Below are 26,080 nucleotides of genomic sequence, written 5' to 3'. Positions count from 1 at the left end.
GGGGAACCATAGATTTTATGGTCTCCTATCAAGCAATTTTTGCTGTGAGATTTTTCGGTTCGAGGCGACAGAACCGTCCGCCATCCAGACACAGACTTGAAAAACGTTTTTGGCGAGGTCAATGCCAACGACTTTGATCGTATTCATGACAGGTTCTCTCCCGAAAAATTCAGTGCATCGGAAAGAAAGAAGGCACTCTTTGCCGCTGAAAAAGGGGCCGTCCATCACATCACTACAGCAAACAAAGCTGAAAAACAGATTTAGCGAGATCAATACCGAGAATTTTATGATACATAATGGACGCTCCCATAAAATGAATATGCTTATTTCATTTTGGTACAATTGACGCCATACGGGACGTCCATCTCATCAGATCGAGTTTGAACTACTACACATAAATCAAGCTATTAAATTCATGAAGGGAGCCCTCAGTAAAAAAGCGTTTTACCAACATATGAGAATTTTGTAACCTATGTTTGATATTTAATTTCCTGAAAACATTAGTGACAATCTATCTTTTATATCTGAATCATTAATTTCTCTTAATACATTTTTCACAACACTGTCTTCTGATAAAATCTTAAAATGACCTAAGCCTTCTGTAGATATCATCTTTGAATCTTTAGCAGCATCGTTTATTTTTTTAGATTGAGAATAGTCTACATAATCATCAAATCTATCATGAATAATTATAATTTTTGAACCTACATCATCGATTTTATTATCAGCTGAAAAATCAGTCCATATAGTCTTTGACCGGAAAATTTTCTCGAGCTTACTATATAATGCATTGATAGTTCTATCTTTTAAATTAACAAATGATGCTGCTCTATAAGTAGCATACTTGAACTCACATACACTAGAGATTGAGATTATTTTTTTAGCAAAAAGACCATTTTTAAGTGCATAGAAACTGAAAAGAGCCCCCAATGAATGGCAAACAATTGCTTCAAATGGGCCAAACTTATTCTGTAGCTCTTTTAGAATAAAGTTTACGTCTAATATAGTTGCCCCATTACCTTCAGACTCACCATGTCCCGGCATATCAAATGCAATAACTCGATAGTTCGCATCGACAAGTTTTTCTATTAATTTATAAAACCTAGAGGCTCGGGAACTCCAACCATGAACAATCATTATATTCTTTTTCCCGCTACCCCAGCTATAACATTTGACCTTTTTAGAATTAACAGTCAACGAACTTCGCTTTGACTTTGACATTATACTCTCTTCATTACGGTATAGTTTGGCCTCTTTTGGCCTATGAATCAAAGAAAGTACAATACTTGCAGTCAGTGATTTGGAAAAAAACTCTATAAAACTAATCAAAATCTGAAACATTATTGGCATAATAATTTTTTTAAAAGATACCTAGATATATCAAGCAGTAAATTTACATGATATTATTCAAATAAAATAACATTATAAAAACAAAATATAGTTAAAACATCATTTATTAACACATATCTTTAAAAGGGTTATTTTTTGACAAAAAAATAGGTAATTCGTAGCCTGGCAAATAAATTCCCTCTTCATTTATATTAATATTTTCTTCATTTATCACATCCTCGCCAAATCTATATATTAAATCAAACTCACCCGAGTTAACTTTTTTACTATAGTTAGCTTGGTTAGCTTTAATCTTAAGATTTTTATCATAATAAGATTCAACAGCTTCGATACCATGACGTTTAGCAATCATACTAAGTACCACGCTTGGAGACAAAAGTGGAGCTGTTGCATTATTGCCACCAAACCCTTTCGAGTTGATAAATGCTATGTCAATTTTCTCGGTATGATAGTTCGATGTTCTAATGTCAAGGTGCTCTGCATAAACGTCATCGGCGACTTTTTCTATAGTAGAGATACCGGGAACTATATTGTGGCTAAATATACCAAGCGCGACTGCTAGCTGATCACCGCTTGACGCTGCTAAAGTATGACCAAGATAAGCTTTTGGAGCAGTTACTTTCCAATTTGAAATACGAAACGCTTTTGCTACATAGTCAAATACTTGCGATTCAGTCACTCGATTTTGCGGTGTACTTGAACCGTGTGCAATAATACAGCTCCGATTTCGAACAGAATCTTTGCTGGTGATGTTGGCTGCCAATGATACAGCCTTAGTCATGGTAATATAATTACCCGCACCTGGGGCAGTAATGGATTTTTTAATCCCGTCCGCATTTACAAAAACGTCAGGGACAGCAGCCATGATATGTGCTCCCAAAGAAATAGCTAAAGCATCGTCCATTAACACAATAAATTGAGCACTTTCACCTATTGTAAAGCCGCAATTATTTCCAAATGGCCGGCTCACTCGACTTAAATCTATATTTGCTTCATCCACACCGTCTAACTTTTTAAGACTGTCAAGGTCAGCCAAAGCACCCATATTCGCGAAGCCCTCAACAATTTCTGGCGTAATTGCACAGTCTGCACTTCCCACAATAGCGACGCGAATACGCCCTCCTTGTATATCGTTTACTGCAGCTTTCAAATTATAAAGAAATGTTGCACATGCACCAGTCGTTGAAAAAGTTGTGCCTACACTTCCAATAACGTAAGCATTTATAAAGTCTGTAGACATAGAATTTAGCCCTAATGCCAAATTCTTACTATTACTTCTCTCACCTCTGAGACGATTTCCCATTATCCCGCCAAACCCTTCCTTTTGCATTTGACCAGTTAAAGAAGCTGAGTAAGTACCAATTTTGTCTGGCTCTACCAAAGATAGAACTTCTTCCCAATCTAACCCACATGATTTTATAGCATCGGTAGCTGCAAAAATAGTCGCTTGTAATCCTCTAGGGTGGCTACGACTTTTATATAATTTTTCGAGTTCAAACCCCTTAGGTAATTGACCTGCAGCTTTAATTCTATTGTCAAAATAGGCATCATGCTTGACACAAAGATCGCCATGCACTGTAACTTCCACTCGATTATTTTCGAGCGAGGTAACTTCCCAATTTCGAGGTACCGGAGTAGGCAAAGAAGATTTTTCAGTTTCAAAAACCAATCTATCCCCTTTTTTCGCACTGAGTGTCATCTTCTTCTGCCAGTGTGTGGCATCTACATCAAAATGAGACTTATCTATTTTACGAATCAACGTCCCTTGCAATATTTCTTCACCATACTTGGATTCAATCTCATGCAACATGATTGGTTGACCTTCGTGATCTATAAAGCCATTTTTACCAATTGAAACTAAGTTCATTAACGTCGCAAGACCCCAAAAAGTCTCTTGGCGCGCTTCTTGGCTTAATTTATCAATAACAATACGACGAAATCCTTGATGAAATGACGTTCTCCCTGCAGCGTTTATACCACCAGAGCCAACGATAACGGGCAAAGCAAGCATATGATTTTAATTCCTATGAAAAATAATTAGTTGATGAAGATTCTAATTCAATTTAAAATGTTTCATTATGAAAAAAAAGCCAATATTTTATATTTTTCGGCCAATCAATAACTGATAATATATGAAGATAAAAAATGTACACATTGTTATTTTTCCTAATATGCTGACTAGCAGCATTACCTTACCTATTGAAATGCTTCATGCTGGTTTAGCCTCATCACAGATAGAAAATAAAAGCAATAACATCATTATTAATTATATCTCAGACAAGGGTTATGATATTTCGTTGCATGAAAATTTTAAGATTAAGCCAGATTCATCTGCTAATTCTTCCCCCTACGCAGATTTAATAATTGTTCCTAGTATTTGGCGAAACCCAAGGCCTATTATAAAAAAAAGTAGGGATATCTTGAGTTATTTATTAAATCAGTGGAAAAATGGAGCAACAATAGTTGCTGTTGGTACTGGAGTATGCTTGTTAGCGGAGTCAGGTCTATTAGATGGCCTTGCTGCAACGACTCATTGGCATTACTCCAAACAATTTAAAAAAGACTATCCCAAGGTAAACTTAAAGTCAGAATTTTTCATTACTCAATCAAATAGAATCTACTGTGCAGCTAGCCTCAATGCACTAGCAGATATTATGGTTCATTTAGTTTCCCTCCTTTATGGCAGGAAAGCGGCTAAAAATGTACAACACAATTTTTCTCATGAAATACGACGGCCATACGAAGAACAACGGTACCTCGACGGTGCAGTAGATCGACACCCGGATGAGTTAATAAGCGATATTCAATCTTGGTTAAAAGATAACATTAATGAAAACATGAATCTTAATAGATTAGCAGCTTACTTTTCTATTTCACCACGGACATTAACCCGACGATTCAAAAGCTCTACAGGATTATCTACTAAAAAATATATACAAGGGATACGTTTAAATATGGCAAAAGATCTTCTTGCCAAGACTAATTTAACTGTACATGAAATATCTGTAGCAGCCGGATATGAGAGCCAGGCTTACCTTAGTAAAGTGTTCAAGCAACATTTTGATTTAAGCCCGATAGAATATCGACAAATGGTCCGAAAGAAGCTCTTTACACTTTAATTAAAGCATCATTACCATGATTTTTATTAGTAATGTTACAGAATTAGTTTAGCCTCATGAAATTAGAAAAATCTGGCTGCTGTAAATAAAGTAGCCAGATTTTCTATTAGTATCTAAATTTCAGCTAGGTATTAGATTAAAGAATCTCTAGTCATTGCCTCTTGACTTTGTCAAATCATTTTTAGGATCTGCGAATGCATAAAGTGATTCAGCTATATCCTCATCAAAGAGCCTTCCATATTTGATCACTTTCTCACGCATATGTTTAACTTTCGGATCAGTGATCCGTAAGAAATTAAACGCCGGTGAGTATAAATTCGGTTCGGAAACTGTTCTAAACGACAGTGATATAGATGGCTTCCCTGGAGAGTTTGTAACAGTGTGCCACCAAAAATGAGGCATAACAAGAATATCGCCTTCTTCTACAGTACAGCTATAAATTGGCATATATTTATACAGCTCAAATCCTCTCCGGGATATTATAGAATTCGACTCACGTCCATCTACTTTAGAAACATGATAAGTAGGATTATCTTTTATTACAGGATACAGGAAGGGTGAAAAAATTGGCGCTGTTACTTTCCATTCTTTCGTACCTTTAATAGCAACAAAGTAATTATACCCCGGTTCAGTATGCCATAATGTATGGGACCTATCTGACTGAAGAAATAACTGTTTAGACATTACTAGACCAACTGGATGTCTTTTGAAGTACCACTTCTTTTTATAATAATCCAGACCAGACATGTTATGTATATGTTTTATATCACAGTACTCATTAATAAGGGAGCCACCATTCTTATGCATAATATCTTCTATGGCTTTAGCACTGTACTTACTATCACTAAATATTGATTCTATCAAATCTCTAACTTTAACTCGGCTCATTTGATAAAAATTTTTTAAAGGCACTGCTTGTCCATTATCAGGAAATATCTTATTTGGTTCAGAATGAACTGGAACTTCTACATCACCAAAATTCTCTCTGAAAAAATCAAAATCAAACTCTTTGAACGCACGCCAGTTATTTGCCCCACCTTTTATCAATATTGGCATTTGTTTTTTCCTCATTTCACGCATTAATTCAGGCGTTACCTCTTTAACATCAACTTCCTTTATTGGTATATTTTCCGTTCGCTCAGGCAAGTTTTCTTTACAGTATTTCAGCAGCCTACTTTCACCATAATTATAAAGAAGCGTGCCAATAGAAGACTTGAACTTATGTTCTTCTTGCATACCTTCAATTATTTTACCTTTCTTTGACAAATAAGAAAAACCGAGCCAATAACTAATTCTAGGGATTAATGGCAATGCAAATGGTGGCTTATACATAAAATTTAACCTTATTTAATTATTTCACTGAAATATAAGAAATAGGAGGGAGGTTCATAAAAGACCTTCAGCCCTAATCTATAAAAATTCCCCTCCTTGCTTACAATTTAAATATTTCTTGAACTCTTTTCCCAGAAAATATTTCTCAATTCCCTACGTAATATCTTACCACTAGGATTTCTAGGTAATTTTTCTACAAAGTAGAACTTATCGGGTATTTTAAAGTCCGCTAAATTTTTTCTTAAAAAATTATGAATTTCTTTCTGGCTAAGAGATGTTCCCTGTTCAAGTACAACAAAAGCAACAACAGATTCACCCCAATCAGTATCAGGAACACCTATAACTGCACACTCTTTAACGGAACCATTTTTATCTATTTCATTCTCTACTTCACACGGGTATATATTTTCTCCCGCAACGATAATAACATCCTTGATTCGGTCAACAATAAATAGGTACCCTCGTTCATCAATATACCCGGCGTCTCCTGTATGAACCCAACCATCCTGGAGAGTATCTGCTGTCTCTTTTGAAAGCTTCCAATAGGCTATTTTTGCCCATCCCCCGATAAGGTTCAAAGTTGATGAGGAAAAAAATGGGTACTCAGTTAGCGCTAAGATTTTAATACTCTTTTGCCGTGTTCCCTGAGTTCCCCATCTGGCCCTACATACTTATAGAGAGCCTGTCTGCTAATCCCAAGCTCTTCACATAATTCAGATACGCTACAATCTCTACTCTTCATGGAAGCTTGTGCCAGGCGAACCTGAGATTTTGTGAGTTTAAAAGAACGTCCGCCTTCACGTCCTCTTGCTCTGGCCGCTGCCAGCCCTGCTTTTGTTCGTTCACTGATCAACTCCCGTTCAAATTCGGCCAGCGCGGCAAAAATCCCAAAGACCAATTTGCCACTGGCCGTCGTCGTATCAATTTCTGCACCTTGCCCGGTCAGTACCTTAAATCCGATTTTTCGATCCGCCAGATCATGGATAGTATTCACCAGGTGTTTTAAGCTTCGGCCAAGCCTGTCAAGCTTCCATACCATTAACACATCGCCAGCCCTGAGCGCTTTCAAACAGGCATCCAATCCAGGACGTTTGTCTGACTTCCCTGATATTTCATCCTGATAAATGTTTTCTTTATTAACACCGGCAGCAAGTAAAGCATCCAGTTGGAGATCCTGCACCTGACTTCCATCAGATTTGGAGACACGGGTATACCCAATTCGCATGAACGACCTATTTTAATTGTTTAAGTTTTTCAATGGATTTGTTTTCTATCAGGATCTTCATTTGACTGACCGCAACGCGATTCAGCTTTTGGAACCTGTCGTTTGCAGAGAGGCCTTGCTCGATAAGTTCAGCATTGAAGCTTTCTAAATTAGATAACACGACAAGCTGCTCCAGTGTGGCATAGTCCCGTATATTGCCTTTTAGTTCCGGGTTCTCTTTACGCCAGTCGCTGGCTGTCTTGCCAAACAAAGCCAGATTCAATATATCGGCCTCATTAGCGTAAGCAAAGTTTCTTGCTTTTGGGTTAAGCTCCAGGGCGGGAATAATGTTCGTTTTTATTGACTCTGTATGAATATGATAGTTGACCTTGGCCAGAGTGCGCGAAACATTCCATTCCAGATTTTTCTGTTCATTTTCTGCTTGTTTGAGCCGTTGGAATTCTTTTAATAGATAGAGCTTAAACTCCGCGCTGATCCAGGAAGCAAACTCAAAAGCAATATCCCGATGCGCATAAGTTCCGCCATATCTGCCCGCTTTCGAGATGATCCCGATTGCATTGGTGGTTGAGATCCAGCGTTTTGGCGTGAGAGAGAAACTGTTTGCACCCGCTTCATGTTTAAATCCATCGAATTCGATGGATTTAAAATCGGGATTATGGAGCTGTTCCCACAAACCGATAAACTCAATGGTACTGCGGTTTCTCATCCAGTTTTGCAGAATGTAATCACCGCGGTCGCCATCTTTGTACTTAGCGATGTCAGATAGCGATATATAGTCATCTTGTTTGTCGGAAAAGACAGAGACTTTTATACCCCGAACATCAATTTTTTGCGCCATAAACCTTTCTTCTCGCTTTTGGTGTGTCAGTTAAACGAAGGTTTAAATGACCGCCTTGTTTTAGCCTAAATACGGATGGAAAGATGTAATATAAATGGAAAGATGTAATATAAACTGTATATAAATCTATGTCCATTAAAGGTGGTAAGGAAAAGATAAAGTGACATACTCAATGTCACCCTGCCATATTAAGAATTAAAAAAATGAATACCAATAAAAAGCGCCTGACTATACTGACTCAACCTGAAATTCAGGACTATTTTGTCCTGCCTCGATTTACTTTGGAGGAGCGAGAATACTATTTCACCTTATCTGATAAGGAGCATCAGATAATACCGCAAGGTTGGTCTGTTAACTCCAGAGTGAACTTCATTCTTATGCTTGGGTATTTTAAATCCAGGAAAATATTCTTTACCTACACGCGGGAAGATGTTATCACGGATATCTCTTATATTCTGGCTTGCCATTTCCCTGATCATTCTGCCGCCAATATAAAAGTTCCAGGCAAGACGACCCGGATACAATTGCAAAGACTTATTTGCCAGCATCTGAATTATCAACGCTATGGCAGTGTCATGGCAGAACAATTAGCTGAACTGGCCGCACGGGTTGTTAAAAGGTCAGCTAAGCCTGTGTTTATCTTGTGGGCATTGTTAAGTCACCTCAATAAAAATCAGATCATTCCCCCTGCGTACAGTACTTTTCAGGATTTGATTGGACGATGTTTATCGGATGAGAGGAGGCGTATCTGTGAGCAATTAAAATCAGATCTTAATCCTGATGTGGAAGAGGCACTCACAAATTTATTATCTGAAGAATCAGGGGGTCTGCACTGGATAACCCAACTAAAAAAGGCACTAAGGGACTTTAGTTATACCGAAATTGTCAGAGAATCCACCTGGGTAAAGCAACTCAGTCCCCTTTATGAATTTGCCTGTCAGTGGTTACCCTCACTTTGCATATCAAATGAAAGCATCCGCTATTACGCAACACTGATTGAATATTATTCAGTTTATAAACTTCGGCGATTTGACCCTTTGATCGCTTATTTTTATCTTCTTTGCTACACCTACCATCGAACGCATGTCATCAATGACAATCTGGTCGAAGCCTTTATTTGCCATGTCCGCCAGTATGAAGAAGCCGCTAAACTGTTTGCTAAAGATATGGTGTATAAAAGGAAGTCTCAAGCGAATGAAGATATCAAGGCCACGGGTAAAATATTGGGCTTTTTCTTGAACCCCGATATCACTGACAATGTCTCTTTTGGTGAGATACGAACCAAAGCATTTCAGTTGTTGAACAGGGAACAAATGGAGATAGTAGCCCTCTTTATCGGGTCATCAGGCTTTGATGAAGAGGAGTTTCATTGGCAACACTTGGATACCTTATCAGCCGCCTTTAAAAAGAATCTGCGTCAAATTATCCGGGTACTGGACTTTAGTAGTCATACCGATGAGTCAGGACTTCTTGAAGCCGCAATCTTTGTCCAGACTTGTCTTAGGGACGGAAAAATTTTGCGGCGAATACCCGACAAAGATTTCACTGTTAATTTTTTAACTAAATCACTTCAAAAATACCTTTACAGCCGGGCAAAATCACCTCAACTCATTCCTGATCGATATGAATTTGCCGTATACAGGATGCTTAAAACAGCCTTTGAATCAGGGGACATTTTTAACCAGAACACCACTAAATATCGAAGTTTTACAGACGACTTAATTCCCATGAACAGGTGGGAAGCCGACAAAGAAAGTGTCCTGAATGACCTAGATCTGTCCGTATTACAGAGACCAATATCCCAAACTTTGCAAGAACTTAAAGATGAGCTTGAAGAAAAACTACAACATGTAAATCAAAGGATAATTAGCCGAAAAAATAAGGACGTTAAATTTAACAATTACCGTAAAGGCCGTACCGTTAACTGGACTCTGCCTTATAAAAAGGAAGAAGACGAAGATAATCATCGTTTTTATCATCTTGTGCCAACGATCAGCATCGCTAATTTATTAAGCTATGTGGACAAAAAGACAGGATTTTTAGCGGGTTTCAATCATGTTTTAGGCAGATATACTAAAGGCAACCAGGATAAAAAGTCACTTATTGCCTGTATTATTGCCCTTGGCACCAATATGAGCCTGGGCAGGATGGGCGAGATTTCTGACATAAGTCATCAGGTGCTACAAATGACATATCAAAACTTCTTCCGACTAGAAACGTTAAAGGAGTCCAATGATATGGTCGCTAATGCGACCGCCAAATTATCTATTTTCCGACACTACGATATTGAGTCGGATGTGATCCACTCCAGCAGTGATGGGCAACGGTTTGAGACCCAAAGAAATACAGCCAACGCAAGATATGCATCAAAATACTTCGGTCTTAAAAAAGGAATTTCAGCGTTAACACTGGTCGGTAATCATGTGCCAATCAATGCAAAAGTAATAGGCACCCACGAGCACGAGAGTTATTTTGTGTTCGACCTCCTTTACAATAATACGACAGAGATAGATCCCGATCGCCACTCTGTAGATACCCACGGCACTAATCAGGTTAACTTTTGGATTTTATACGCGTTTGGCTATCAGTTTGCTCCACGTTATAAAAATTTTCCAACAAAAACAGAGGGTATCATTGGGTTTGAGCCGCCAGGGAAATACAGTGAAGAGTTCCTTATTAAGCCTATTCGTAAAGTGAATGAAGAACGGATTATCGAAGAATGGCCAAATATTCAACATATAATGGCTTCTCTTGGTCAGAAGGAAACGACGCAATCATCCATTGTTAGGAAATTAAGCTCTTATGCCCGACAAAATAAAACAAAAAAAGCGTTGTGGGAGCTGGATAATATTATAAGAAGCATCTATATGCTCGACTATATTGATAATAAATCCCTGCGCCAATACGTTGCCAAAGCATTAAACCGTGGTGAAGCTTACCACCGATTGAAAAAAGCGATAGCGCATGTCAACGGGGGCAAAATGAATGTAAAAAGTGAAAATGAACAACATATTAGCCACGAATGTACCCGACTCATAGCCAATGCAGTTATTTATTTCAACGCAGAACTCTTGTCCAGTTTGCTTGAGAGAGGTGATCCTGACGGTTTATTTGAGATGGGACAGATGGGTAAAAAGCTGGGTAAAATATCGCCGGTGGCGTGGCAACACATTAATTTCTACGGTCGATTTGAGTTTAATGACATAGCGACAACATTTAGCGTTGGTGAGTTCGTCAAGTCGGTTGACCTGACGACATTATTGACAGATTAAAGTCATAAACAGTGGAAGGGCTTGAAAAGTAACTTTGAACCTTATCGGGGGATGGGCAAAAATAGCCTACTTCCTCTAAGCGAACTAACTATTGGAAGCATGACCGAAACAGTGCAGCTTTTCCCAGCACACCATCGATTTCACAGATAATATGGATGTCATTTACTACAAGTGGCAGGTTACAATGTAGACAGTATTAGACCATCATGCAATGAGGGAAAAAAACAAAAATAGTCTCTAAAATTAGCTCGAAAAGAAGAAAAGTACAAGGAGAAATGTGGTCGAGGGAGACTCTGGGGGTGGGGCTGGCTCCTTTTAATCTCATCTTGCATGATGGTCTAATACTGTCTACATTGTAACCAATGATCTGTTAGAACAAACTCACAAGTAGGCAGCAACATGGCTAAAAACTTTATTTCGGAACAATTCTCGGCCATGTGCCGCGATCTGGACAATCTGTCTTCCCTTATCAAGCGTATCCCTCCCAGATACGCAAAAGTTGCGGCCATCCCTCCTACCAGGAAGGGAATGGAAAACGAGCCCATCAACAAGATTGTCGTGACGGAACAAACGGGACGCGAAGCTCTGGAGCTGGCAGCGCACAGCTACAAAGACCTGCATATCAATCCGAACTATTCGCAGAAGTCTGCCAGACGAACCGTGGGGGCGATCTGGTTCTCCCCTACTAGGGTCGGGGTAGCTGACGAAATTGCTGCGACGGTCGAGCGTATCAACGCGGCCAAAGCCGGTATCGAGGAATTCATCATCTCGACGTACCCCACCAGGCAAGAAAGGTTTGAAGCGCTTCGAGCGGACTGCCCTGGTGTCATAACGCTCCACCTTTACAGACAAATCCGGTGCTACGCTAATGGCGACATCGACTCTATCCGCTTCACCTGGCAACGGAAGGACTCGTTGAAAAAGCCGGTGAAAGATGAGCTCTTGCAACGCATCAGGGAGGAACTGGAGCGATCGGGGCCTGACTATCAACTTCCCCTTGAGCAGCTTATCCAGAAGATAGTCAGCACCCCGGAGCCTTACCTCAGGGAGCGAAGGGAAGTAAAGGTCCAGCCGGTAGCAAACGTTATGGCCGCAGGCGTACTCAAGACCGTTACTGCGCCCATGCCCCTGATAGTGCTCCAAGACAAGGATGTTCAGCTCAAAATGCTTCGCAGCTTCGACGCATCAGAACAGCGCAAAACGCGCTCGGATAAAGCGGCATCGGAAATCCTTGGCACCTTCGGTGGCGTCACCATCGAATCCTTCCCTAGGTGAATAAACGTGACCATGTAACAAAGCGCTTCCTATCACGGGAAGGGCTTTGTTCTACCCAAACAATTTCAATCGGCGGCACCATGATGTATAATTATGATAATTATGATAATTATACAGATAAAAAGGAACGTTCCTATGGCTAGAAAATTGGTTGAGTACAACGATGTGGCCGCAGCGGCCCAGAAGCTGAAAGACGCCGGTAAACGCCCAACAGTCATCGCTATCAGGGACCTCATTGGTAAGGGGAGCTTCACCACCATTTCAACGTATCTCAAACAGTGGTCTGAGGAGCATTCTCTCGATGAGGAGCTGGTAGAAGTAGTCCTGCCTGAATCGGTCATGAGTGATGCTGAGCTCTTCCTACAGAAGATCTACACAGTAGCCAAAGCAAACGCTGAGGAGCAGCTTGAGCGCGAGCGTGAGCTTCTGCGCCAGAAAGAGCTTGAGTACCAGAAAGACATGCAGCAAGCCGTGGACATGGCTAATGATGCCACCGAACTAGCTGAGCTCCTGAAGGAGCAGCTTGAGACTCTCACCAATAAAAGAACGGAGCTGGATGCAGCCCTTGCCAAGGCCGAGAACTCATTATCTCTCAAATCTGCTGAATTAGAGCGCTCACTGGCTGACATCGACAAGTTGGAAAAACGGATCTTGGACTTGGAAGGAAAGCTGGAAGCGAAAGCTGCCGATCTGACCCTAGCCCAGGATCACCTAGAGAAAGCAGAAAGCGAAAATCGCTCTTTGAGCCAAAAATTGGCAACTACAGAGGGTGAGTTAGAGGTGCAAAAAGGCAAAAATATAGAGCAGACAGAAAAGCTCCGGGCCGCTCACGAGCAGAATACAGCGTTAAAAGAGCAGCTCGAAAATACACAGGCCAAATTGGCTCAATCACAAGACTCCCTTGCCACAGCCAAAGCTCATGGCGAGTCCTCTGAACGAGAGTGCCAGCGCCTATCTGGAGAGGTCAAAAAGCTGGAGACCAAACTCTCCAGCGCCGAAGCGGAGGCTCGCGCTCTTGTTCAAGATAAAGGCATGATGACTGGTCAATTGCAGGAAAGAGACCAGCAGGTCAAGAGCCTTGAACAGAGACTCAATGAGGTGCTTACCAAAATTTCAGGGTTAGAGCAAGAGCTTGTTAAAGCTGGTAAGGGAGGGAAAAAGAAAGAGGAAAACTGATGGCGCGAAAGGCTAAGTATTCAGAAGAGTGGCGAAGCAGAGCTGCGGCTCTTCAAACCAAGATTGAGGAGGCTATGACATTAGCCACCTCGTCTATTGGCGACTATGGCTGGTTACATCGGCTGCATAGCTGGGTTATGGAGGTGGACCAAGGTAACGCCCCAGACTGGTGGACAGATCTGGATTGTGAAGTATCCCTCCCCCGAGAAGAAAAGCAGGTCAGTACGTTCCTCTCGACACAAAGGAAGCGCACCACTCTCCAGATGTACTTGGCGTAGGAGGCCTCATGAAGCAACTGCCTCCTGACACACCCGAACAATCACTGATCACTCAGTACAAAGGGCCTCGACTTGTCGTTAAGGCCTACGCTGGCACTGGTAAAACCACCACGTTGGTGAAATACGCCCACAACAACCTTGATTCCCGCATTCTCTACTTGGCATACAACCGGGCCATCCGCGACGAGGCGAGAGAAAAGTTTCCTGCAAACGTGGACTGCAAAACGTCCCACCAGCTCGCCTATGCCACTATCGGAAGAGGCTACCAGCATAAACTCACTGGCAACCTAAGGCTTACCGATATTTCCCAAGCGGTGAATACCAAAAACTGGACCTTTGCCAAAGACATTCTTAACACGCTCAACACCTTCATGTGCAGCGCAGACATGCGGATTCTTTATACGCATTTTGCTCGCGCCGATACGGGCAAGGTGCTTACATCCAAACAGGAAAGATACCAAATCCAGGTGGTAGGGGGGGCTGAACTGATATGGAAACGGATGACAAACGTCCAAGATCCGTTCCCGACCGTACACGACTGCTACCTCAAGCAGTACCAGCTCAGAATGCCAAATCTGTCTCGCCAGTACACAACCATTCTTTTTGACGAAGCCCAGGACGCCAACCCCGTCACAAGCAGCATCGTTTTACAGCAGAACTGCAAGGTAATACTGGTTGGAGACCGCCACCAGCAGATCTATAGGTTCAGAGGTGCAAACAACGCTCTTGATAGCAAAGAGCTCATGAACGCCGACCAACTCTATCTCACTCATAGCTTCCGCTTTGGCTCCAACGTGTCACTGGTAGCAAATGCCCTTCTTGAGCTCAAAGGCGAAACCCGCCCCGTTATTGGCCGGGGACCAGCGGATCAGGTGGTCATGTTTTTGCCAGGCGATGTGGGTCATCGAGCAATACTTCACCGAACCGTCATGGGTGTCATCGAGACGGCACTCTCCGCTACCGAATCCGGAGCACAAGTGTTCTGGGTTGGTGGAATCGACGCTTACCAGATCAATGAGCTCCAGGATTTGTACTGGTTCTCGATGGCTGAGCCTGACCGGATAAAAAATAAGAAGCTGCTTGATGAGTATGAAGACTACTTTGAGTATCAAGAAGTAGCCAAAGCGACCAAAGACCCCGAGATGATGAGGGCAGTCAAAATCATCAACAACTACAATGAAATCCCTGAGCGACTCACCACTCTACGACGTAATACAGTCAAAGAAGAGTTTGGGGCCGACATTACGGTTTCGACTGCCCATCGGTGCAAGGGGTTTGAATGGGACTTTGTTCAGCTCTATGACGATTTTCCCGATGTCTTAGATCCTGAGCTCGACCCAATGGCTCGTGACGATGAAATAAACCTGCTCTACGTCGCCTCCACCAGGGCAATGCGAATCCTCGCTTTGAACAGCGCTGTAGAGATGGTTATCCGCTACATCACCCAAAAACGCATGGTCGAGAAGCAGATGAAGATGGCCTCCGAGGCCACAGAAGTTGAAGAGGACACGACCAAATAGCTTGGTCAATTCTTTCACATGTGAAAGTTGACAAATAAAATGCTCTAAGCGCCCTAAATGGGCGCTTACACCTGCCTAATTTCACGCCGCCAACTTCTACCATATCGAGCATGGGAAAATACATGCGTGAGACTATGAAAAAATCACCTTTGAATTTACTGCTCCTAGCAGCGCTCACGCTGGGGGCATTACACCAGGCTTGGGCTCAAGATGGCACAAGACCAGGTTTCTATGAGCGAAAAGAAGAAGGTTGGTTCTGGTACAAAGAAGAGCCAAAAAAACCGGAGAAAAAGCCCGAAAAGCCTAAGCCGGAGCCAGTGGCAGAAACCAAGCCAACACTGCCAAAGCCTGCCGCTCCGCAACCGAACGGTCTAAAAATGTTCTCGGCGGAATGGTTACGGGAAAACCTGCCCAAGTACAAAGACCTGGCGTGGAACAACCCGACTGTCGAAAACGTCAGGACGTTCCTCTACTTGCAGCGATTTGCGATAGACCGCTCAGAGCAGTTTTCCGATGCAACAGAGCTGGCTGTTGTGGGCGATCCCTTCCTGGATGAAATCACCCGACGTCCTGCGGCCACGTTTGCTTCGCAACAGGTGGATCGAGACGCTGGCAACGCCAAAAACAAGCTGCTCAAAAGTGTTGCAGACCGGGTGGGTATCTTCTTTTTTTACAAATCAAACGATGACTATAGTGACTTGCAGGCACCCCTTATCAAAAGGCTGGAGCAAGGAGAAGGGTTCTCCGTTGTCCCGGTATCTATGGACGGGAACCCATTACGGAATGGGCTTTTTCCTTATTTCAAGACGGATGATGGACACGCCAAACAACTTGGCATTGTCACGTTCCCAGCAGTTTATCTCGCATCTCCAGACGGTCAGTTCGCGCCTATAGGGCAAGGGCCAATGTCCCTCCCTGAGCTGAATCACAGGATATTAGTCGCCGCTAAGCGAAACGGCTGGGTTACAGACGAAGAGTTCAACCGCACACGCCCGGTGCTCAACCTCGAAAACAACATAGCCGAACGCCTAGCCTCTCCTGAACTCGGAGCCGATCTCAAACAACTATCACAGGCTAGCGGCGATAAAGACAACTTTGTACCACCGGAACAGCTCATGCAGTACATCCGGGAAAAACTACAGGAGAATTAAGATGGTCACATACAGGATGATTAAAAGGAGCCTGCTTGCCCTGAGTGTGGCGACCAGCATTTTTATGGTCCCCTCAGAGGCGTTAGCTGGTAACGGCCTCCAATCAGAAATGGATAAGTTGTTCAATGAGATGAGCAACACTACACCACCAGGTGTGTACGAAAGTCAACGAAGGGGTGTTCTTGCTGGTGGACGATTCACGACCAAGACAAGAATTTTTGACGAGAACTTGCTAAGCCTCTCCCCTCCATCATGGAAGGCAGGTTGCGGTGGGGTGGATCTGTTTGGCGGTTCGCTTTCGTTCATCAATGCAGACCAGATAGTGCAACTTCTTCGAGCAGTCGCGGCCAATGCCAAAGGCTACGCTTTCCAGCTTGCACTGGATAACGTCTTCCCAGACGGTGCGAAATGGATTGAGAACTTCCAAAAAAAAGTGCAGGCACTTAACCAGCACCTTGGTAACTCCTGTCAGCTCGCCCAAGGTATTGTTAATGACCTAACGAGCGGTATGGATCTTAAACACAAAACAGATGCTTCCATCACCGCCACCACATCAGGCCTTTTCGAGGATTTTTTCGGTTCAAAGCAGGAGACCAGTGGCAAGAGCCCACTGGAAGAGCTGAAAGCCAATAAACCCGACGAGTACAACAAGATGATAGGTAACATCGTCTGGAAACAGCTCAAGAGTAACAATGCCAATACATGGTTCCAGTACGGAGATAACACCCTGCTTGAAGCCATTATGTCTCTAACTGGCACGATTATCATTGGCGATCTGATTAACGATCCGAACTCAAGCAATTCCGGTGATAAAACAACACCACTTACGATTCTTCCTGGTAATAAGATAACCTTGTCAGACCTAATTTCTGGTGGTTCTGTTAAGATCTACTCTTGTGGAAGCGATACGACTAACTGTTTGAGTGCAGGAACCGACAACAAGACAGTCGTGATCAAAGGTATTAAAAACCAAATCACGGACTTGTTGCTCGGCACCAGCTCTACGCCGGGCGTTATCTACAAATATGCAACGAACTCAGGAACCTTAACTGACCCAGAGAAAGCCTTTGTATCTAATCTCCCTGGCGGGATAGGCACCATCGTTCGTAATTTGTCTGTTCTTTCGCAAGACGGCGCTAATCTGTTCGCCACCGAGTCATCAGGAGCAATAGCCCTAACGATGATGTATAGCTTCTCGGAGGAGTTCTTCCGTGCAGCTCGTATTGCGATGGCTAACAGCAAGTCACCCTATAAGAAAGAGGCTCTGGAGCTGCTGGCGCAATCACAACAGCAAATCCGCGCTGAATACACAATCCTGTCCTCTCAATACGGCGACCTATCAAGCCAGATTGAAAAATACAACAACCTACTGGACAACATCCGCAAGCAAAAATATATGCTGGCAACTTTGTCCAATCCTCCTAGTACGAACTAAGGGGCCATTGGAATGGGAGCTTTTTCAATCTACTCTATCGGTGACTCTGCCTTTCTGGAGCAAATCCTGATTGCAGTATCAATGATCACCGGCACAGGAGATTTCGAGAAGATGGTCAGTATTGGCCTCCTTCTTGGGGTCTTAATGATCTGCATTCAGTCGGTCTTTCAGGGCGCTAAGCAAATCAACCTCCAACAAGTTCTGGTTGGTTGGATTCTGTATGCCTGTTTTTTTGGCCCTACCACAACAGTGACTATCGAAGACGCATACACAGGGCAAGTTCGAGTCGTTGCCAATGTGCCTATTGGTGTCGGTTTCGCTGGTGGTGTTATATCCAACGTGGGATACACCATCACCAATTTATTTGAAACCGGGTATGGCGTAATCGTACCAAATGTCACGGAAAGCCATTTCTCGGAAACATTGAAGCTGCTGAACGATGTAAGAAGGCGAGCCTATGACACTGGGGTATTCACTGCTCTTAATGCAGCAAATGGTGGCGGATACGTTGACGTGAGACGTTCCTGGAACAACTACATCCGGGAATGCACATTGACCAAAGTTGACCTCAACCTGATGTCCCTTGACGAGTTAATGAACCGTTCAACTGACTCGGCTTTGCGTTTCAACTCGCAGCTCTACGGTACTCGGTTGTATTTATCCACCTCAAACCCAGATGGGGCAGACTACACCTGTACAGACGGATGGGTAGCTATTAGCTCTGCGACCGCCAACCTGAGTAGTCCAGTAGTTGTGGATGCCCTGAACAACCTGTTGGGTATTGACACATCAACGGGCGGTAACGCCATAACGAAGCTAACCGATTCGCTTCAAGCGATGGGAGCAACTACCACATCATCAATCGACTACCTGAAAGCCGCCGTTCTTGAGCCTCTCTATTACGAAGCAGCAGCGGGACGTTATCAGGATCTCCAAGACTATGGTTCTGCATTGATGATCAACCAAGCTATTCAGCAACGGAACACACAATGGGCCGCAGAGCAGTCTATGTTTATGACTGTGGTTCGTCCAATGCTAACGTTCTTTGAGGGTTTCATTTACGCCATCACCCCGATCATTGCCTTTATCATCGTGATGGGCAGTTTCGGTCTCCAGTTAGCCGGTAAATATGTGCAAACCATCCTCTGGATTCAGCTATGGATGCCGGTTCTCTCGATTATCAACCTTTTTGTGCATACAGCCGCGTCTAACGAAATGTCTAGCCTCAGCGCTTCTGGCCTCAACTCCATGTACACACTATCTTCGACCGGAGATGTGTTACAACATTGGATTGCAACAGGCGGGATGCTGGCTGCGGCTACCCCTGTGATCTCTTTATTTATCGTCACAGGCAGCACCTACGCCTTCACCAGTCTGGCATCGAGAATCAGTGGCTCCGACCATGTTGACGAAAAAATGCAAACACCAGATCTGCTCAAGCAAGGCCCGGTTATGCAGAGCCAGCCAGCATACAATCACAACCAGTTCAGTGGCGCGATAACCAATGGCGCAGAGAGCATGATCAGCACCTTCTCACTTGGCTCCACTTTAGCGTCAGGCGTGAGCTCTGCACAGGCGTTACAAAGTCAGAAATCTGAGGCGTTCCAGAACACATTGGGTCGAGGTTTTTCCGATGGAGTAAGTCAGGACCAAGCCTATTCGAGACTCTCCAATGTTGGGCGCAACGTTTCGTCGCAAAACACAGCTCAGAGCCAATTGATCAACCAGCAAGCCAAGAACTTCATGGATAAGTTCCAGGTGGATGATAGCCACTCTGATGCTGTCAAAGGTGCTTTTGCCATGCAGGCTATGGGCACTCTCGATGTTGACGAAGCTGCGTCCATGCTTATGCCTATGGTTGGTAAGGCCAGGGCAGCAATGAAGGCCGCTGCTGGTGTTAAATCTAGCAGTACAGCCCTTGTTCCTGCTGGTGGTGATGGCGAATCAGGCGGCGGTAGTGATGTCCTAGACATCAAAGCGCAAGCGAAGGGAGCAACAGAGTCCTCAGCTCAAGACTCTTCAAGCTGGTCAGCGAGTGATGTGTCCCAGTTCATGAAAGGTGTGAGCTACTCGCAAACCGACAGTCAAGCGTTGACGAACCAACTGGCTCAAGGTTTCAGCCGTTCTGGTAGTGAGTCATTTAAGCAAACGTGGGGAGATAGCCTGTCCCAGAACCTGTCCAAGTCGGCCTCTGAGCTGGTGTCTGCATCAGATACCTTCACGACAATGAGCCAGCTCCAGAACCAAATGGGCTCCATGACTAACACCGACTTTAAAACTTTTGGTGGTGCGGTAGCGCAAACCCCTGCGGCCATGAACCAACTGAACGACTATTTCCGTAATGCCGCGCCACAGTCTGTTAAAGACGAAGCAGCTTCTCTACAACAAAGATACCAGGCATACGGAATGTCTCCTCAAGTGGCACAGGCAGCAGCGCGAATGACCGCAATGACCAATTCCAAAAACTACGAACTAGGCAAGGAACTCGGCGGGTATCAAGCCGCACTACAGGCGATTAACACCGCATCCGGTCGTAATGGTGCGTTTAGTGGTGATGCCTACGGAAATAACGGCATTGAGGGTCCGAATGTTCAAGGACTGCCAAGGCAGGTTCAAGGGGCCGTTGGCAGTGGTCCCAACATCCCAACTGGATTCCGTGAGAATATGGCCGGTATGGCTGGAACCAATCCGGCATCAGAAGCAGGCCAGTTGCCAACAAATAGCCCTCTTGTTCAAAATGAACATACTACTGGTATAACAGCGCTTCACAATAAAGCGCAGCAAACAGAACGAAATGTGTCAGCTCCTGAACTGAAAAAAGCCCAGGACAACCTTATGAACTCGCTTCCTGAAATGTCCTGGAGCGCTTCGGCATGGGGTGCCTGGGATAACTCCTCTGACTGGATGGGCCGTAGAGCTGAGCAAGCTGGTGGAGCTCTTATCGCTGGCGGTCAAGCTGGTGCTGACGCCTTTTCAAAAGCAATGGATCAAATGAGAACAATGACGCCTGAGCAACGTGACCAGTTCATCGCAGCAACTCAACGTGGCGACCAAGCTGTCCAAGAAGAGTTTGGTTGGGCCGGTGACGCGATGGTTGGTATGGCTAAACTAGGCCGTAACGTCATGGGAGCTGCGGCAAGCGGCTATGATGCAGCTAAAGAATGGTTAACCGGGAAATCTGACCTATCGGAAGCAGCTAAAGGGATGAACCTTGAGGAACGCGGAGCGTTCTATGCAGCAGCCCTATCTTCTGCCGCAGAAGCCGGTGGTGGAGCGGTGCAACAGTTTATGAACCAGTACGGTGACGAGTTTAAAGAGACGATGCAGTCTATTGCTCAAAGCCGTTATGGGCTAACGCAAGCGCAATCTGCTGTTTATGCCGAATCCTTTGATACAAACGAAGGACGCATGAACCAGGCTGTTCAGAACCTAAAAATGGAATATGCAGAACGTAATCTGGATGGATCACCAATGATGGAAGGAGGCCAGCCTGTTCTTTCCCAGCAAAACGAGGAGTTTACAGACAAACTGGTAAACGTATTGCAGAACTCGACGGATGCCGGAGATCGTTCAGGAAGCTATTTGACTGCCGTCAGGGGCTACAACATAGCAAATCAGCGGTTCTAAAAACCAATCCAATAACAAGGGGGCCTCGTGGCTCCTTATTCGTCTCCAGCTCCAATATGGTATCGCTGGTCAAAGTCATAGGAATCTTGAAATCCACCAGCGTGTTTCTTTCTACGCCGAGTAGGCAGTGCCTCTTTATAAGCTAACCGAGCGGCGCGAATGAAGCATATCAGTCCAAACAGAACCCCGACAGCCAAAGCAACGTACCATTGGAAGTAGGCGACCCCTCCCCAAAAGACAACCGCAGCCCAAAGGCTTCTGTGAATGAGGAACAGGAAACGAGAACCCCAAACGGCAAAAGGAGCCAGTGCCACACCAAGCCCCCAAGGCGTATCAGCCATCATGGCTATTCCCAAAAGCACCATTCCCAGCAGCAGAATATTGACCACATGTTTCATACCAACCCCCTTACTCTTTACCTATAGCTTACCACAGCATCAAAAAACGCAACTGTGAAAATTTGACTATTTTTTGCTGAATAAGCATTCCATTGGCAATTTTTATGATTAGAATTTGCCCTGAAACTTTCACATGTGAAAGTTATCCCTTACGGAACAAGGCATTTGTTGACAAAGCATTACATAGTTGAACACGTCAAACAGATCGCATACACTATGGAATAGGTCATTGCTAACGCTTTGGTCCCCATCTGCAACACCGCAGAGTTTCCTTTCCCAAATATCTCATTCTGTAAACACTATCATCCTCGTGTGGTCGGGGCGCATCCTTGCCTACCCTACCCTCCTCAGCTCATGCTGTATTCGCAATTTCAGCCCTCGCTGTATCCCTAAAATCACTTATATCTAAACGCTATTAAATATCTCAAAATATCGCACCTCCCGTGCGCTATTTCTGCCGTTTCTTTGGCGCACTTTCTAATGCCATTACAAAAATATTCGTATCCCATTGATTAATAACAGCATTGTAACCTTGTTCCGTTGATAAAAGATTAAGCATATGTTTTTAAAGGTTTTATATTGTTTACGGCATCATATATTGGGCTTATAAATGGCGCAAAATATGTCAATTTGTGACAATAGAAGAACTCTAAAAGCGTTCATTGAATAACGAACTTTTTGTATTGTAAACAACGCAGTTTAAGGGGTGGCAACAATGGATAAATGCCAAGTAATAGACATTCCAAGCGACTCAGAGAAAAAACGCGAGTGGATCAAGTACAAACTCAAGATCCAGGGACTTTCTCTGGCCGCATTGGGCAGAAAACACAAAACATCTCGGCAGGTAGTGTCTACAGCGCTCTACAAGCCCAGCCCACGCTGGGAGCATGAGATAGCTACAGCTTTGGGCATGAAGCCGTCTGAGATTTGGCCGGAGCGGTATGACGAAGAACACGAAATTCCCCTCAGACATAAGGAGGCAAGCTGATGAAGAACAAAGCCAAGGTATTGGTTCTGTCTGCGGCTCTCCTGTCTTCAACAGCGACTGCTGTTGACCTGAGTGGGACAGTCTTCGACAAAGCGGCGAAAGCACATAACCTCGACCCTCTTCTGGTGTATTCGGTCGCATTGGCCGAATCCGCCTCTGAACGAGGCAATGGCTCTATAAGCCCTTGGCCTTGGACGCTTCGCGTTCCAGAGCTTCCTTTCTATGCGAAGTCGGAAGACCAGGCGAAGGCAAAGCTCGCTGAATTTCAGCAGCAGTATGGTCGGGCCATTGATGTTGGGTTCATGCAAGTGAGCATCCGTTGGAATGGTCACAGGGTTTCTTCCCCAGCAAACCTTCTCGACCCGGAGACCAATATTATGGTTGGAGCAGAAGTGCTGTCAGAAGCCATTCAGTCATCTCCAAATGACTTGGAGCTTGGCATTGGCCGCTATCACGCCTGGAAAGACGAAATCCGCGCCAGAAACTACGGTAGCCGAGTCTTGGCTATCTATCGCAACCTTCGTGATTTGTGAGGGGCGATATGTTGGAACTGGACATTATTGGAGCGTGGGATTCTAGAGCCGTCAATCTCGATCAAGAACAAGCTGATAGAAACGTCTATGAGTTCGATCTGACGCTGTGGAATCTGCTATGCACTCTGGCAAAAGAACGTCCAGAGGATGCGACCTCACAATTTTCTTTGGGCATGGACACCGTACAGAAGCTGTCATTGGCGACATCTTCTCAATTGGAAGCTCTGGCCTCTGGCGTGTTGATTTCCTTCAAGCTCGAAACCGCAGAACAGAACATCATCACACGACTTTCTGGCGCTTACGACCCGGTAGTTTTCATCAACCACAGCGTTGATGAGTTTGATGCTGCCTATTGGTTGTTATTTAACCGCATCGCGTCGAGAGACCCGGAGATGGCAAAAGAAGTGTTCGGTGTTTCGAGAGGACTTGCGGAGCTGGTGGCTAAGGCAACAGACAGTCAGTTGCGCCACATGTCTGGAACAACGGTAACGCATTTTACGCTTCGTTTTGCTCAGAGCATCATTAAAGAAATTCTTGATGACAGCCGGGATGAGGTAACACACCCGGTATTGAAAAAACTGCAACAGTCTCTACAGGTACGTAGGAGGTGGAGATGAACATTGGCAACTCTGGTACATTGGGTCGCTGGGTCACAGCTCGACACATGGCCCTAGCCGGATACATTACAAAAATCATCATGATCGAGACTAGCCTGACCTACAAGCAAGTCAGACGGCTTTACCAGGACCTGGAGAGGGATGGATACACTCTGGAACGGAAATCCAGAACGTTCCGAGGTGGCGCGACACTTATCCATAGTCACACATCCAAGATGCAGGCCTCTTTGTTGATGCAGCTCTATTTCAACATTGGTGGGGAGGCCGTGTTGCGGTCAGTGCACATCAAAGCCCTGAACAAGGCATTCCGGATGTATCACGCAATCCGTAAGGAAGTGCCCGGCATGAAAGGGGCTAGATGGGCACCGTTTGATATTACTGACGCCTGGTGTCTTGCATCTGAATTGAGAAGCGGGGACGCAATGCTTGAGGAGTGCGATAACTGCAAATGCACGTACTTCACTTCTGTTAATCAAAGAACCTGCGTTGAATGTCCATTCTGCAAGGAACAAGGAAGGTATGGTGGTGGGGAGAAAGAGTGTGCTTGAGTAAAATGTATTAGTCGCGACTTGGTCTGACAATTCAACTTGAAAAGTTGAGAGTTACCGATTTTGATAGAGATGTCCAAATCTTAAACAAAACACGAGGTAACTCTCATGCTATATACTAACAATCCAATTATTAAACACAAAGTCGGTTTACTTAATTTAGCGGAAGAACTCGGCAACGTTTCTAAAGCTTGCAAAGTGATGGGCGTATCACGCGATACGTTTTATCGTTATCAAGAACTTGCCCAAGAAGGCGGTATGGATAATCTTATCAACCAAAGCCGTCGTGTTCCTAATTTTAAAAATAGCGCGGATGAGGCGACTGAGCGTGCCGTTGTTGAACATGCGGTAGAGTTCCCTGCTCACGGGCAACATCGAACCAGTAATGAGTTACGACAAAAAGGCATTTTCATCTCAGGAAGTGGTGTACGCTCTATCTGGCTCAGGAACAACCTCGAGAACTTTGCAAAACGGCTCAAAGCCCTTGAAGCTAAAGTTGCTGAAGAAGGTATTACGCTCAATGACGCTCAAATCGCCGCCCTTGAGAAGAAAGCCCATGATGACGAGGCTTGTGGTGAAATCGAAACAGCTCATCCTGGCTATTTAGGCTCACAAGATACTTTCTACGTGGGTAATCTAAAAGGTGTTGGGCGTATTTATCAGCAAACATTCATCGATACGTATTCGAAAGTTGCGCATTGTAAGCTGTACACGAGCAAAACACCGATTACGGCAGCAGACTTGTTAAATGACCGTGTATTACCGTTCTATCAATCTCACCAGCTGCCAATGCTAAGAATACTGACGGATAGAGGAACTGAGTTCTGTGGTCGAGTTGAACATCATGATTATCAACTTTAATTTAGCGATTAATGATATCGACCATACCAAAACGAAGGCGATGTCTCCGCAAACTAATGGTATCTGTGAACGGTTCCATAAAACGATTTTACAAGAGTTTTACCAAATCACGTTCCGCAAAAAGCTGTATGGTGATCTGGAAAGTCTGCAATCGGATCTGGACAACGGGTTATGGCACTACAATAATGAAAGAACACATCAAGGTAAAATGTGTTGTGGGCGAACACCAATGGAAACATGACTAGATGGAAAACGACTCTGGGCAGAAAAAAATCTGAACTAGATTTAACCTGACAGACACCTGTATAAATAACCGATAACTGTCAGGTCAAGTCTGAGCTAATACAAGTAAAATATGACATTTTGGACCAAAAGGTGAGCGCCCAAATTTTGCGGCGCTCATTTTTTTACTTCTTTTGTGGGATACGGTAGCGTTCCAGCTCGACAGGCCCCAAGCCCTTGAAAGCATCAGGGCGACGTCCTTGCCCACTCCACGTAACCCCGTTTTTTGAATACTTAGATAGTGTCGTCATAAAT

At 44.2% G+C, this 26,080-nt stretch carries 21 protein-coding genes and 2 pseudogenes; 15 read left to right on the top strand and 8 right to left on the bottom strand.

Going from position 1 to position 26,080, the window contains the following annotated elements; translation table 11 throughout:
• Positions 1–24 precede the first annotated feature (24 nt).
• Positions 25–147: pseudogene (locus AAC147_RS13530) on the bottom strand (IS110 family transposase); the annotation flags it as partial.
• On the opposite strand from AAC147_RS13530, the gene AAC147_RS13525 reads away from it, so the two are divergent.
• Entirely contained in the window at positions 97–264 is a 168-nt protein-coding gene (locus AAC147_RS13525) for a hypothetical protein (protein WP_339955608.1), read from the top strand. The pseudogene AAC147_RS13530 and the gene AAC147_RS13525 overlap by 51 nt on opposite strands.
• Positions 265–483: 219 nt before the next feature.
• Here AAC147_RS13525 and AAC147_RS13520 read toward each other — a convergent pair whose 3' ends face one another.
• Both AAC147_RS13520 and AAC147_RS13515 read right to left on the bottom strand, forming a co-directional pair.
• Positions 484–1,221, bottom strand: a complete 738-nt coding sequence (locus tag AAC147_RS13520) for an alpha/beta fold hydrolase (protein WP_197056341.1) — start codon at positions 1,219–1,221, stop codon at positions 484–486.
• Positions 1,222–1,456: 235 nt separating this feature from the next.
• On the bottom strand, positions 1,457–3,361 hold the full coding sequence (locus tag AAC147_RS13515) for a beta-ketoacyl synthase (protein ID WP_047678234.1): 1,905 nt from the start codon (positions 3,359–3,361) through the stop codon (positions 1,457–1,459).
• Positions 3,362–3,482: 121 nt separating this feature from the next.
• Here AAC147_RS13515 and AAC147_RS13510 point away from each other — a divergent pair, with 121 nt between their 5' ends.
• Positions 3,483–4,469 carry a GlxA family transcriptional regulator gene (locus AAC147_RS13510; protein WP_047678231.1) on the top strand — a complete coding sequence of 329 codons (987 nt, stop codon included), beginning with the start codon at positions 3,483–3,485 and terminating at the stop codon, positions 4,467–4,469.
• 147 nt (positions 4,470–4,616) lie between these two features.
• On the opposite strand, the gene AAC147_RS13505 is transcribed toward AAC147_RS13510, so the two are convergent.
• The 4 genes from AAC147_RS13505 to AAC147_RS13490 form a co-directional block, all read right to left on the bottom strand.
• The gene (locus tag AAC147_RS13505) at positions 4,617–5,801 is read right to left on the bottom strand and encodes a cupin-like domain-containing protein (protein WP_047678228.1); all 1,185 of its coding nucleotides are present in this window, start codon (positions 5,799–5,801) and stop codon (positions 4,617–4,619) included.
• Positions 5,802–5,908: 107 nt separating this feature from the next.
• Entirely contained in the window at positions 5,909–6,379 is a 471-nt protein-coding gene (locus tag AAC147_RS13500) for an AMP-binding enzyme (protein WP_047678225.1), read from the bottom strand.
• Positions 6,380–6,414: 35 nt separating this feature from the next.
• On the bottom strand, positions 6,415–7,026 hold the full coding sequence (locus tag AAC147_RS13495) for a recombinase family protein (RefSeq protein WP_023043657.1): 612 nt from the start codon (positions 7,024–7,026) through the stop codon (positions 6,415–6,417).
• A 7-nt stretch (positions 7,027–7,033) separates the two neighbouring features.
• Positions 7,034–7,864: a KilA-N domain-containing protein gene (locus AAC147_RS13490; protein ID WP_047678222.1), complete on the bottom strand. Its 831-nt coding sequence runs from the start codon at positions 7,862–7,864 to the stop codon at positions 7,034–7,036.
• Positions 7,865–8,067: 203 nt separating this feature from the next.
• On the opposite strand from AAC147_RS13490, the gene AAC147_RS13485 reads away from it, so the two are divergent.
• The 7 genes from AAC147_RS13485 to AAC147_RS13455 all read left to right on the top strand — a co-directional run bounded on the left by AAC147_RS13485 (position 8,068) and on the right by AAC147_RS13455 (position 21,598).
• Positions 8,068–11,136, top strand: a complete 3,069-nt coding sequence (locus AAC147_RS13485) for a Tn3 family transposase (RefSeq protein ID WP_047678219.1) — start codon at positions 8,068–8,070, stop codon at positions 11,134–11,136.
• A 399-nt stretch (positions 11,137–11,535) separates the two neighbouring features.
• Positions 11,536–12,411, top strand: coding sequence for a DNA replication terminus site-binding protein (locus AAC147_RS13480; RefSeq protein ID WP_047678217.1), 876 nt, complete (start codon positions 11,536–11,538; stop codon positions 12,409–12,411).
• Between the two features lie 135 nt (positions 12,412–12,546).
• The gene (locus tag AAC147_RS13475) at positions 12,547–13,587 is read left to right on the top strand and encodes a DNA-binding protein (RefSeq protein ID WP_047678215.1); all 1,041 of its coding nucleotides are present in this window, start codon (positions 12,547–12,549) and stop codon (positions 13,585–13,587) included.
• Positions 13,588–13,873: 286 nt separating this feature from the next.
• Complete coding sequence (locus AAC147_RS13470; protein WP_047678208.1) at positions 13,874–15,385, top strand: UvrD-helicase domain-containing protein; 1,512 nt, start codon at positions 13,874–13,876, stop codon at positions 15,383–15,385.
• Positions 15,386–15,507: 122 nt separating this feature from the next.
• Positions 15,508–16,536: a conjugal transfer protein TraF gene (traF, locus tag AAC147_RS13465; protein ID WP_369793116.1), complete on the top strand. Its 1,029-nt coding sequence runs from the start codon at positions 15,508–15,510 to the stop codon at positions 16,534–16,536.
• Position 16,537: 1 nt separating this feature from the next.
• Positions 16,538–17,971, top strand: coding sequence for a conjugal transfer protein TraH (locus AAC147_RS13460; RefSeq protein WP_047678200.1), 1,434 nt, complete (start codon positions 16,538–16,540; stop codon positions 17,969–17,971).
• Positions 17,972–17,983: 12 nt separating this feature from the next.
• Positions 17,984–21,598 carry a conjugal transfer protein TraG N-terminal domain-containing protein gene (locus AAC147_RS13455; RefSeq protein WP_047678197.1) on the top strand — a complete coding sequence of 1,205 codons (3,615 nt, stop codon included), beginning with the start codon at positions 17,984–17,986 and terminating at the stop codon, positions 21,596–21,598.
• Between the two features lie 35 nt (positions 21,599–21,633).
• Here AAC147_RS13455 and AAC147_RS13450 read toward each other — a convergent pair whose 3' ends face one another.
• The gene (locus AAC147_RS13450) at positions 21,634–21,963 is read right to left on the bottom strand and encodes a hypothetical protein (protein ID WP_445286332.1); all 330 of its coding nucleotides are present in this window, start codon (positions 21,961–21,963) and stop codon (positions 21,634–21,636) included.
• Positions 21,964–22,719: 756 nt separating this feature from the next.
• On the opposite strand from AAC147_RS13450, the gene AAC147_RS20190 reads away from it, so the two are divergent.
• From AAC147_RS20190 to AAC147_RS13425, 6 genes and pseudogenes are all read left to right on the top strand, one after another.
• The gene (locus AAC147_RS20190) at positions 22,720–22,887 is read left to right on the top strand and encodes a hypothetical protein (RefSeq protein ID WP_369793118.1); all 168 of its coding nucleotides are present in this window, start codon (positions 22,720–22,722) and stop codon (positions 22,885–22,887) included.
• Positions 22,811–22,984 carry a helix-turn-helix domain-containing protein gene (locus AAC147_RS20185; protein ID WP_369793117.1) on the top strand — a complete coding sequence of 58 codons (174 nt, stop codon included), beginning with the start codon at positions 22,811–22,813 and terminating at the stop codon, positions 22,982–22,984. The genes AAC147_RS20190 and AAC147_RS20185 overlap by 77 nt, the downstream gene beginning before the upstream one ends.
• A complete protein-coding gene (locus AAC147_RS13440) occupies positions 22,984–23,517 on the top strand; it encodes a transglycosylase SLT domain-containing protein (protein ID WP_047678188.1) in 534 nt (177 codons plus the stop codon). Before AAC147_RS20185 ends, AAC147_RS13440 begins: the two co-directional genes overlap by 1 nt.
• An 8-nt stretch (positions 23,518–23,525) precedes the next feature.
• Positions 23,526–24,134 (top strand): hypothetical protein, encoded by a 609-nt coding sequence (locus AAC147_RS13435; RefSeq protein ID WP_047678185.1) that lies wholly within the window; start codon positions 23,526–23,528, stop codon positions 24,132–24,134.
• Positions 24,131–24,682, top strand: a complete 552-nt coding sequence (locus AAC147_RS13430) for a FlhC family transcriptional regulator (protein WP_047678182.1) — start codon at positions 24,131–24,133, stop codon at positions 24,680–24,682. Before AAC147_RS13435 ends, AAC147_RS13430 begins: the two co-directional genes overlap by 4 nt.
• A 108-nt stretch (positions 24,683–24,790) precedes the next feature.
• A pseudogene (locus AAC147_RS13425) lies at positions 24,791–25,784 on the top strand (IS481 family transposase).
• Positions 25,785–26,080 lie beyond the last annotated feature (296 nt).

Source organism: Xenorhabdus sp. NBAII XenSa04 (genome assembly GCF_963866145.1).
GTDB classification, from domain to species: Bacteria; Pseudomonadota; Gammaproteobacteria; order Enterobacterales; family Enterobacteriaceae; genus Xenorhabdus; species Xenorhabdus indica.
The sequence above is the reverse complement of the archived record's forward strand: the minus strand, read 5'-3'. Positions and strand labels throughout refer to the sequence as shown.

What these genes read in the sequence shown, in the direction of transcription:
- traF (WP_369793116.1), top strand. Translation starts at nt 15,508, where the DNA reads ATGCGTGAGACTATGAAAAAATCACCTTTGAATTTACTGCTCCTAGCA.
- AAC147_RS13460 (WP_047678200.1), top strand. Translation starts at nt 16,538, where the DNA reads ATGGTCACATACAGGATGATTAAAAGGAGCCTGCTTGCCCTGAGTGTG.
- AAC147_RS20190 (WP_369793118.1), top strand. Translation starts at nt 22,720, where the DNA reads ATGCCAAGTAATAGACATTCCAAGCGACTCAGAGAAAAAACGCGAGTG.
- AAC147_RS13515 (WP_047678234.1), bottom strand. Translation starts at nt 3,361, where the DNA reads ATGCTTGCTTTGCCCGTTATCGTTGGCTCTGGTGGTATAAACGCTGCA.
- AAC147_RS13495 (WP_023043657.1), bottom strand. Translation starts at nt 7,026, where the DNA reads ATGCGAATTGGGTATACCCGTGTCTCCAAATCTGATGGAAGTCAGGTG.
- AAC147_RS13430 (WP_047678182.1), top strand. Translation starts at nt 24,131, where the DNA reads ATGAACATTGGCAACTCTGGTACATTGGGTCGCTGGGTCACAGCTCGA.
- AAC147_RS13520 (WP_197056341.1), bottom strand. Translation starts at nt 1,221, where the DNA reads ATGTCAAAGTCAAAGCGAAGTTCGTTGACTGTTAATTCTAAAAAGGTC.
- AAC147_RS13510 (WP_047678231.1), top strand. Translation starts at nt 3,483, where the DNA reads ATGAAGATAAAAAATGTACACATTGTTATTTTTCCTAATATGCTGACT.
- AAC147_RS13435 (WP_047678185.1), top strand. Translation starts at nt 23,526, where the DNA reads ATGTTGGAACTGGACATTATTGGAGCGTGGGATTCTAGAGCCGTCAAT.
- AAC147_RS13475 (WP_047678215.1), top strand. Translation starts at nt 12,547, where the DNA reads ATGGCTAGAAAATTGGTTGAGTACAACGATGTGGCCGCAGCGGCCCAG.
- AAC147_RS13450 (WP_445286332.1), bottom strand. Translation starts at nt 21,963, where the DNA reads ATGGTGCTTTTGGGAATAGCCATGATGGCTGATACGCCTTGGGGGCTT.
- AAC147_RS13490 (WP_047678222.1), bottom strand. Translation starts at nt 7,864, where the DNA reads ATGGCGCAAAAAATTGATGTTCGGGGTATAAAAGTCTCTGTCTTTTCC.
- AAC147_RS13440 (WP_047678188.1), top strand. Translation starts at nt 22,984, where the DNA reads ATGAAGAACAAAGCCAAGGTATTGGTTCTGTCTGCGGCTCTCCTGTCT.
- AAC147_RS13480 (WP_047678217.1), top strand. Translation starts at nt 11,536, where the DNA reads ATGGCTAAAAACTTTATTTCGGAACAATTCTCGGCCATGTGCCGCGAT.
- AAC147_RS13455 (WP_047678197.1), top strand. Translation starts at nt 17,984, where the DNA reads ATGGGAGCTTTTTCAATCTACTCTATCGGTGACTCTGCCTTTCTGGAG.
- AAC147_RS13505 (WP_047678228.1), bottom strand. Translation starts at nt 5,801, where the DNA reads ATGTATAAGCCACCATTTGCATTGCCATTAATCCCTAGAATTAGTTAT.
- AAC147_RS13470 (WP_047678208.1), top strand. Translation starts at nt 13,874, where the DNA reads ATGAAGCAACTGCCTCCTGACACACCCGAACAATCACTGATCACTCAG.
- AAC147_RS13485 (WP_047678219.1), top strand. Translation starts at nt 8,068, where the DNA reads ATGAATACCAATAAAAAGCGCCTGACTATACTGACTCAACCTGAAATT.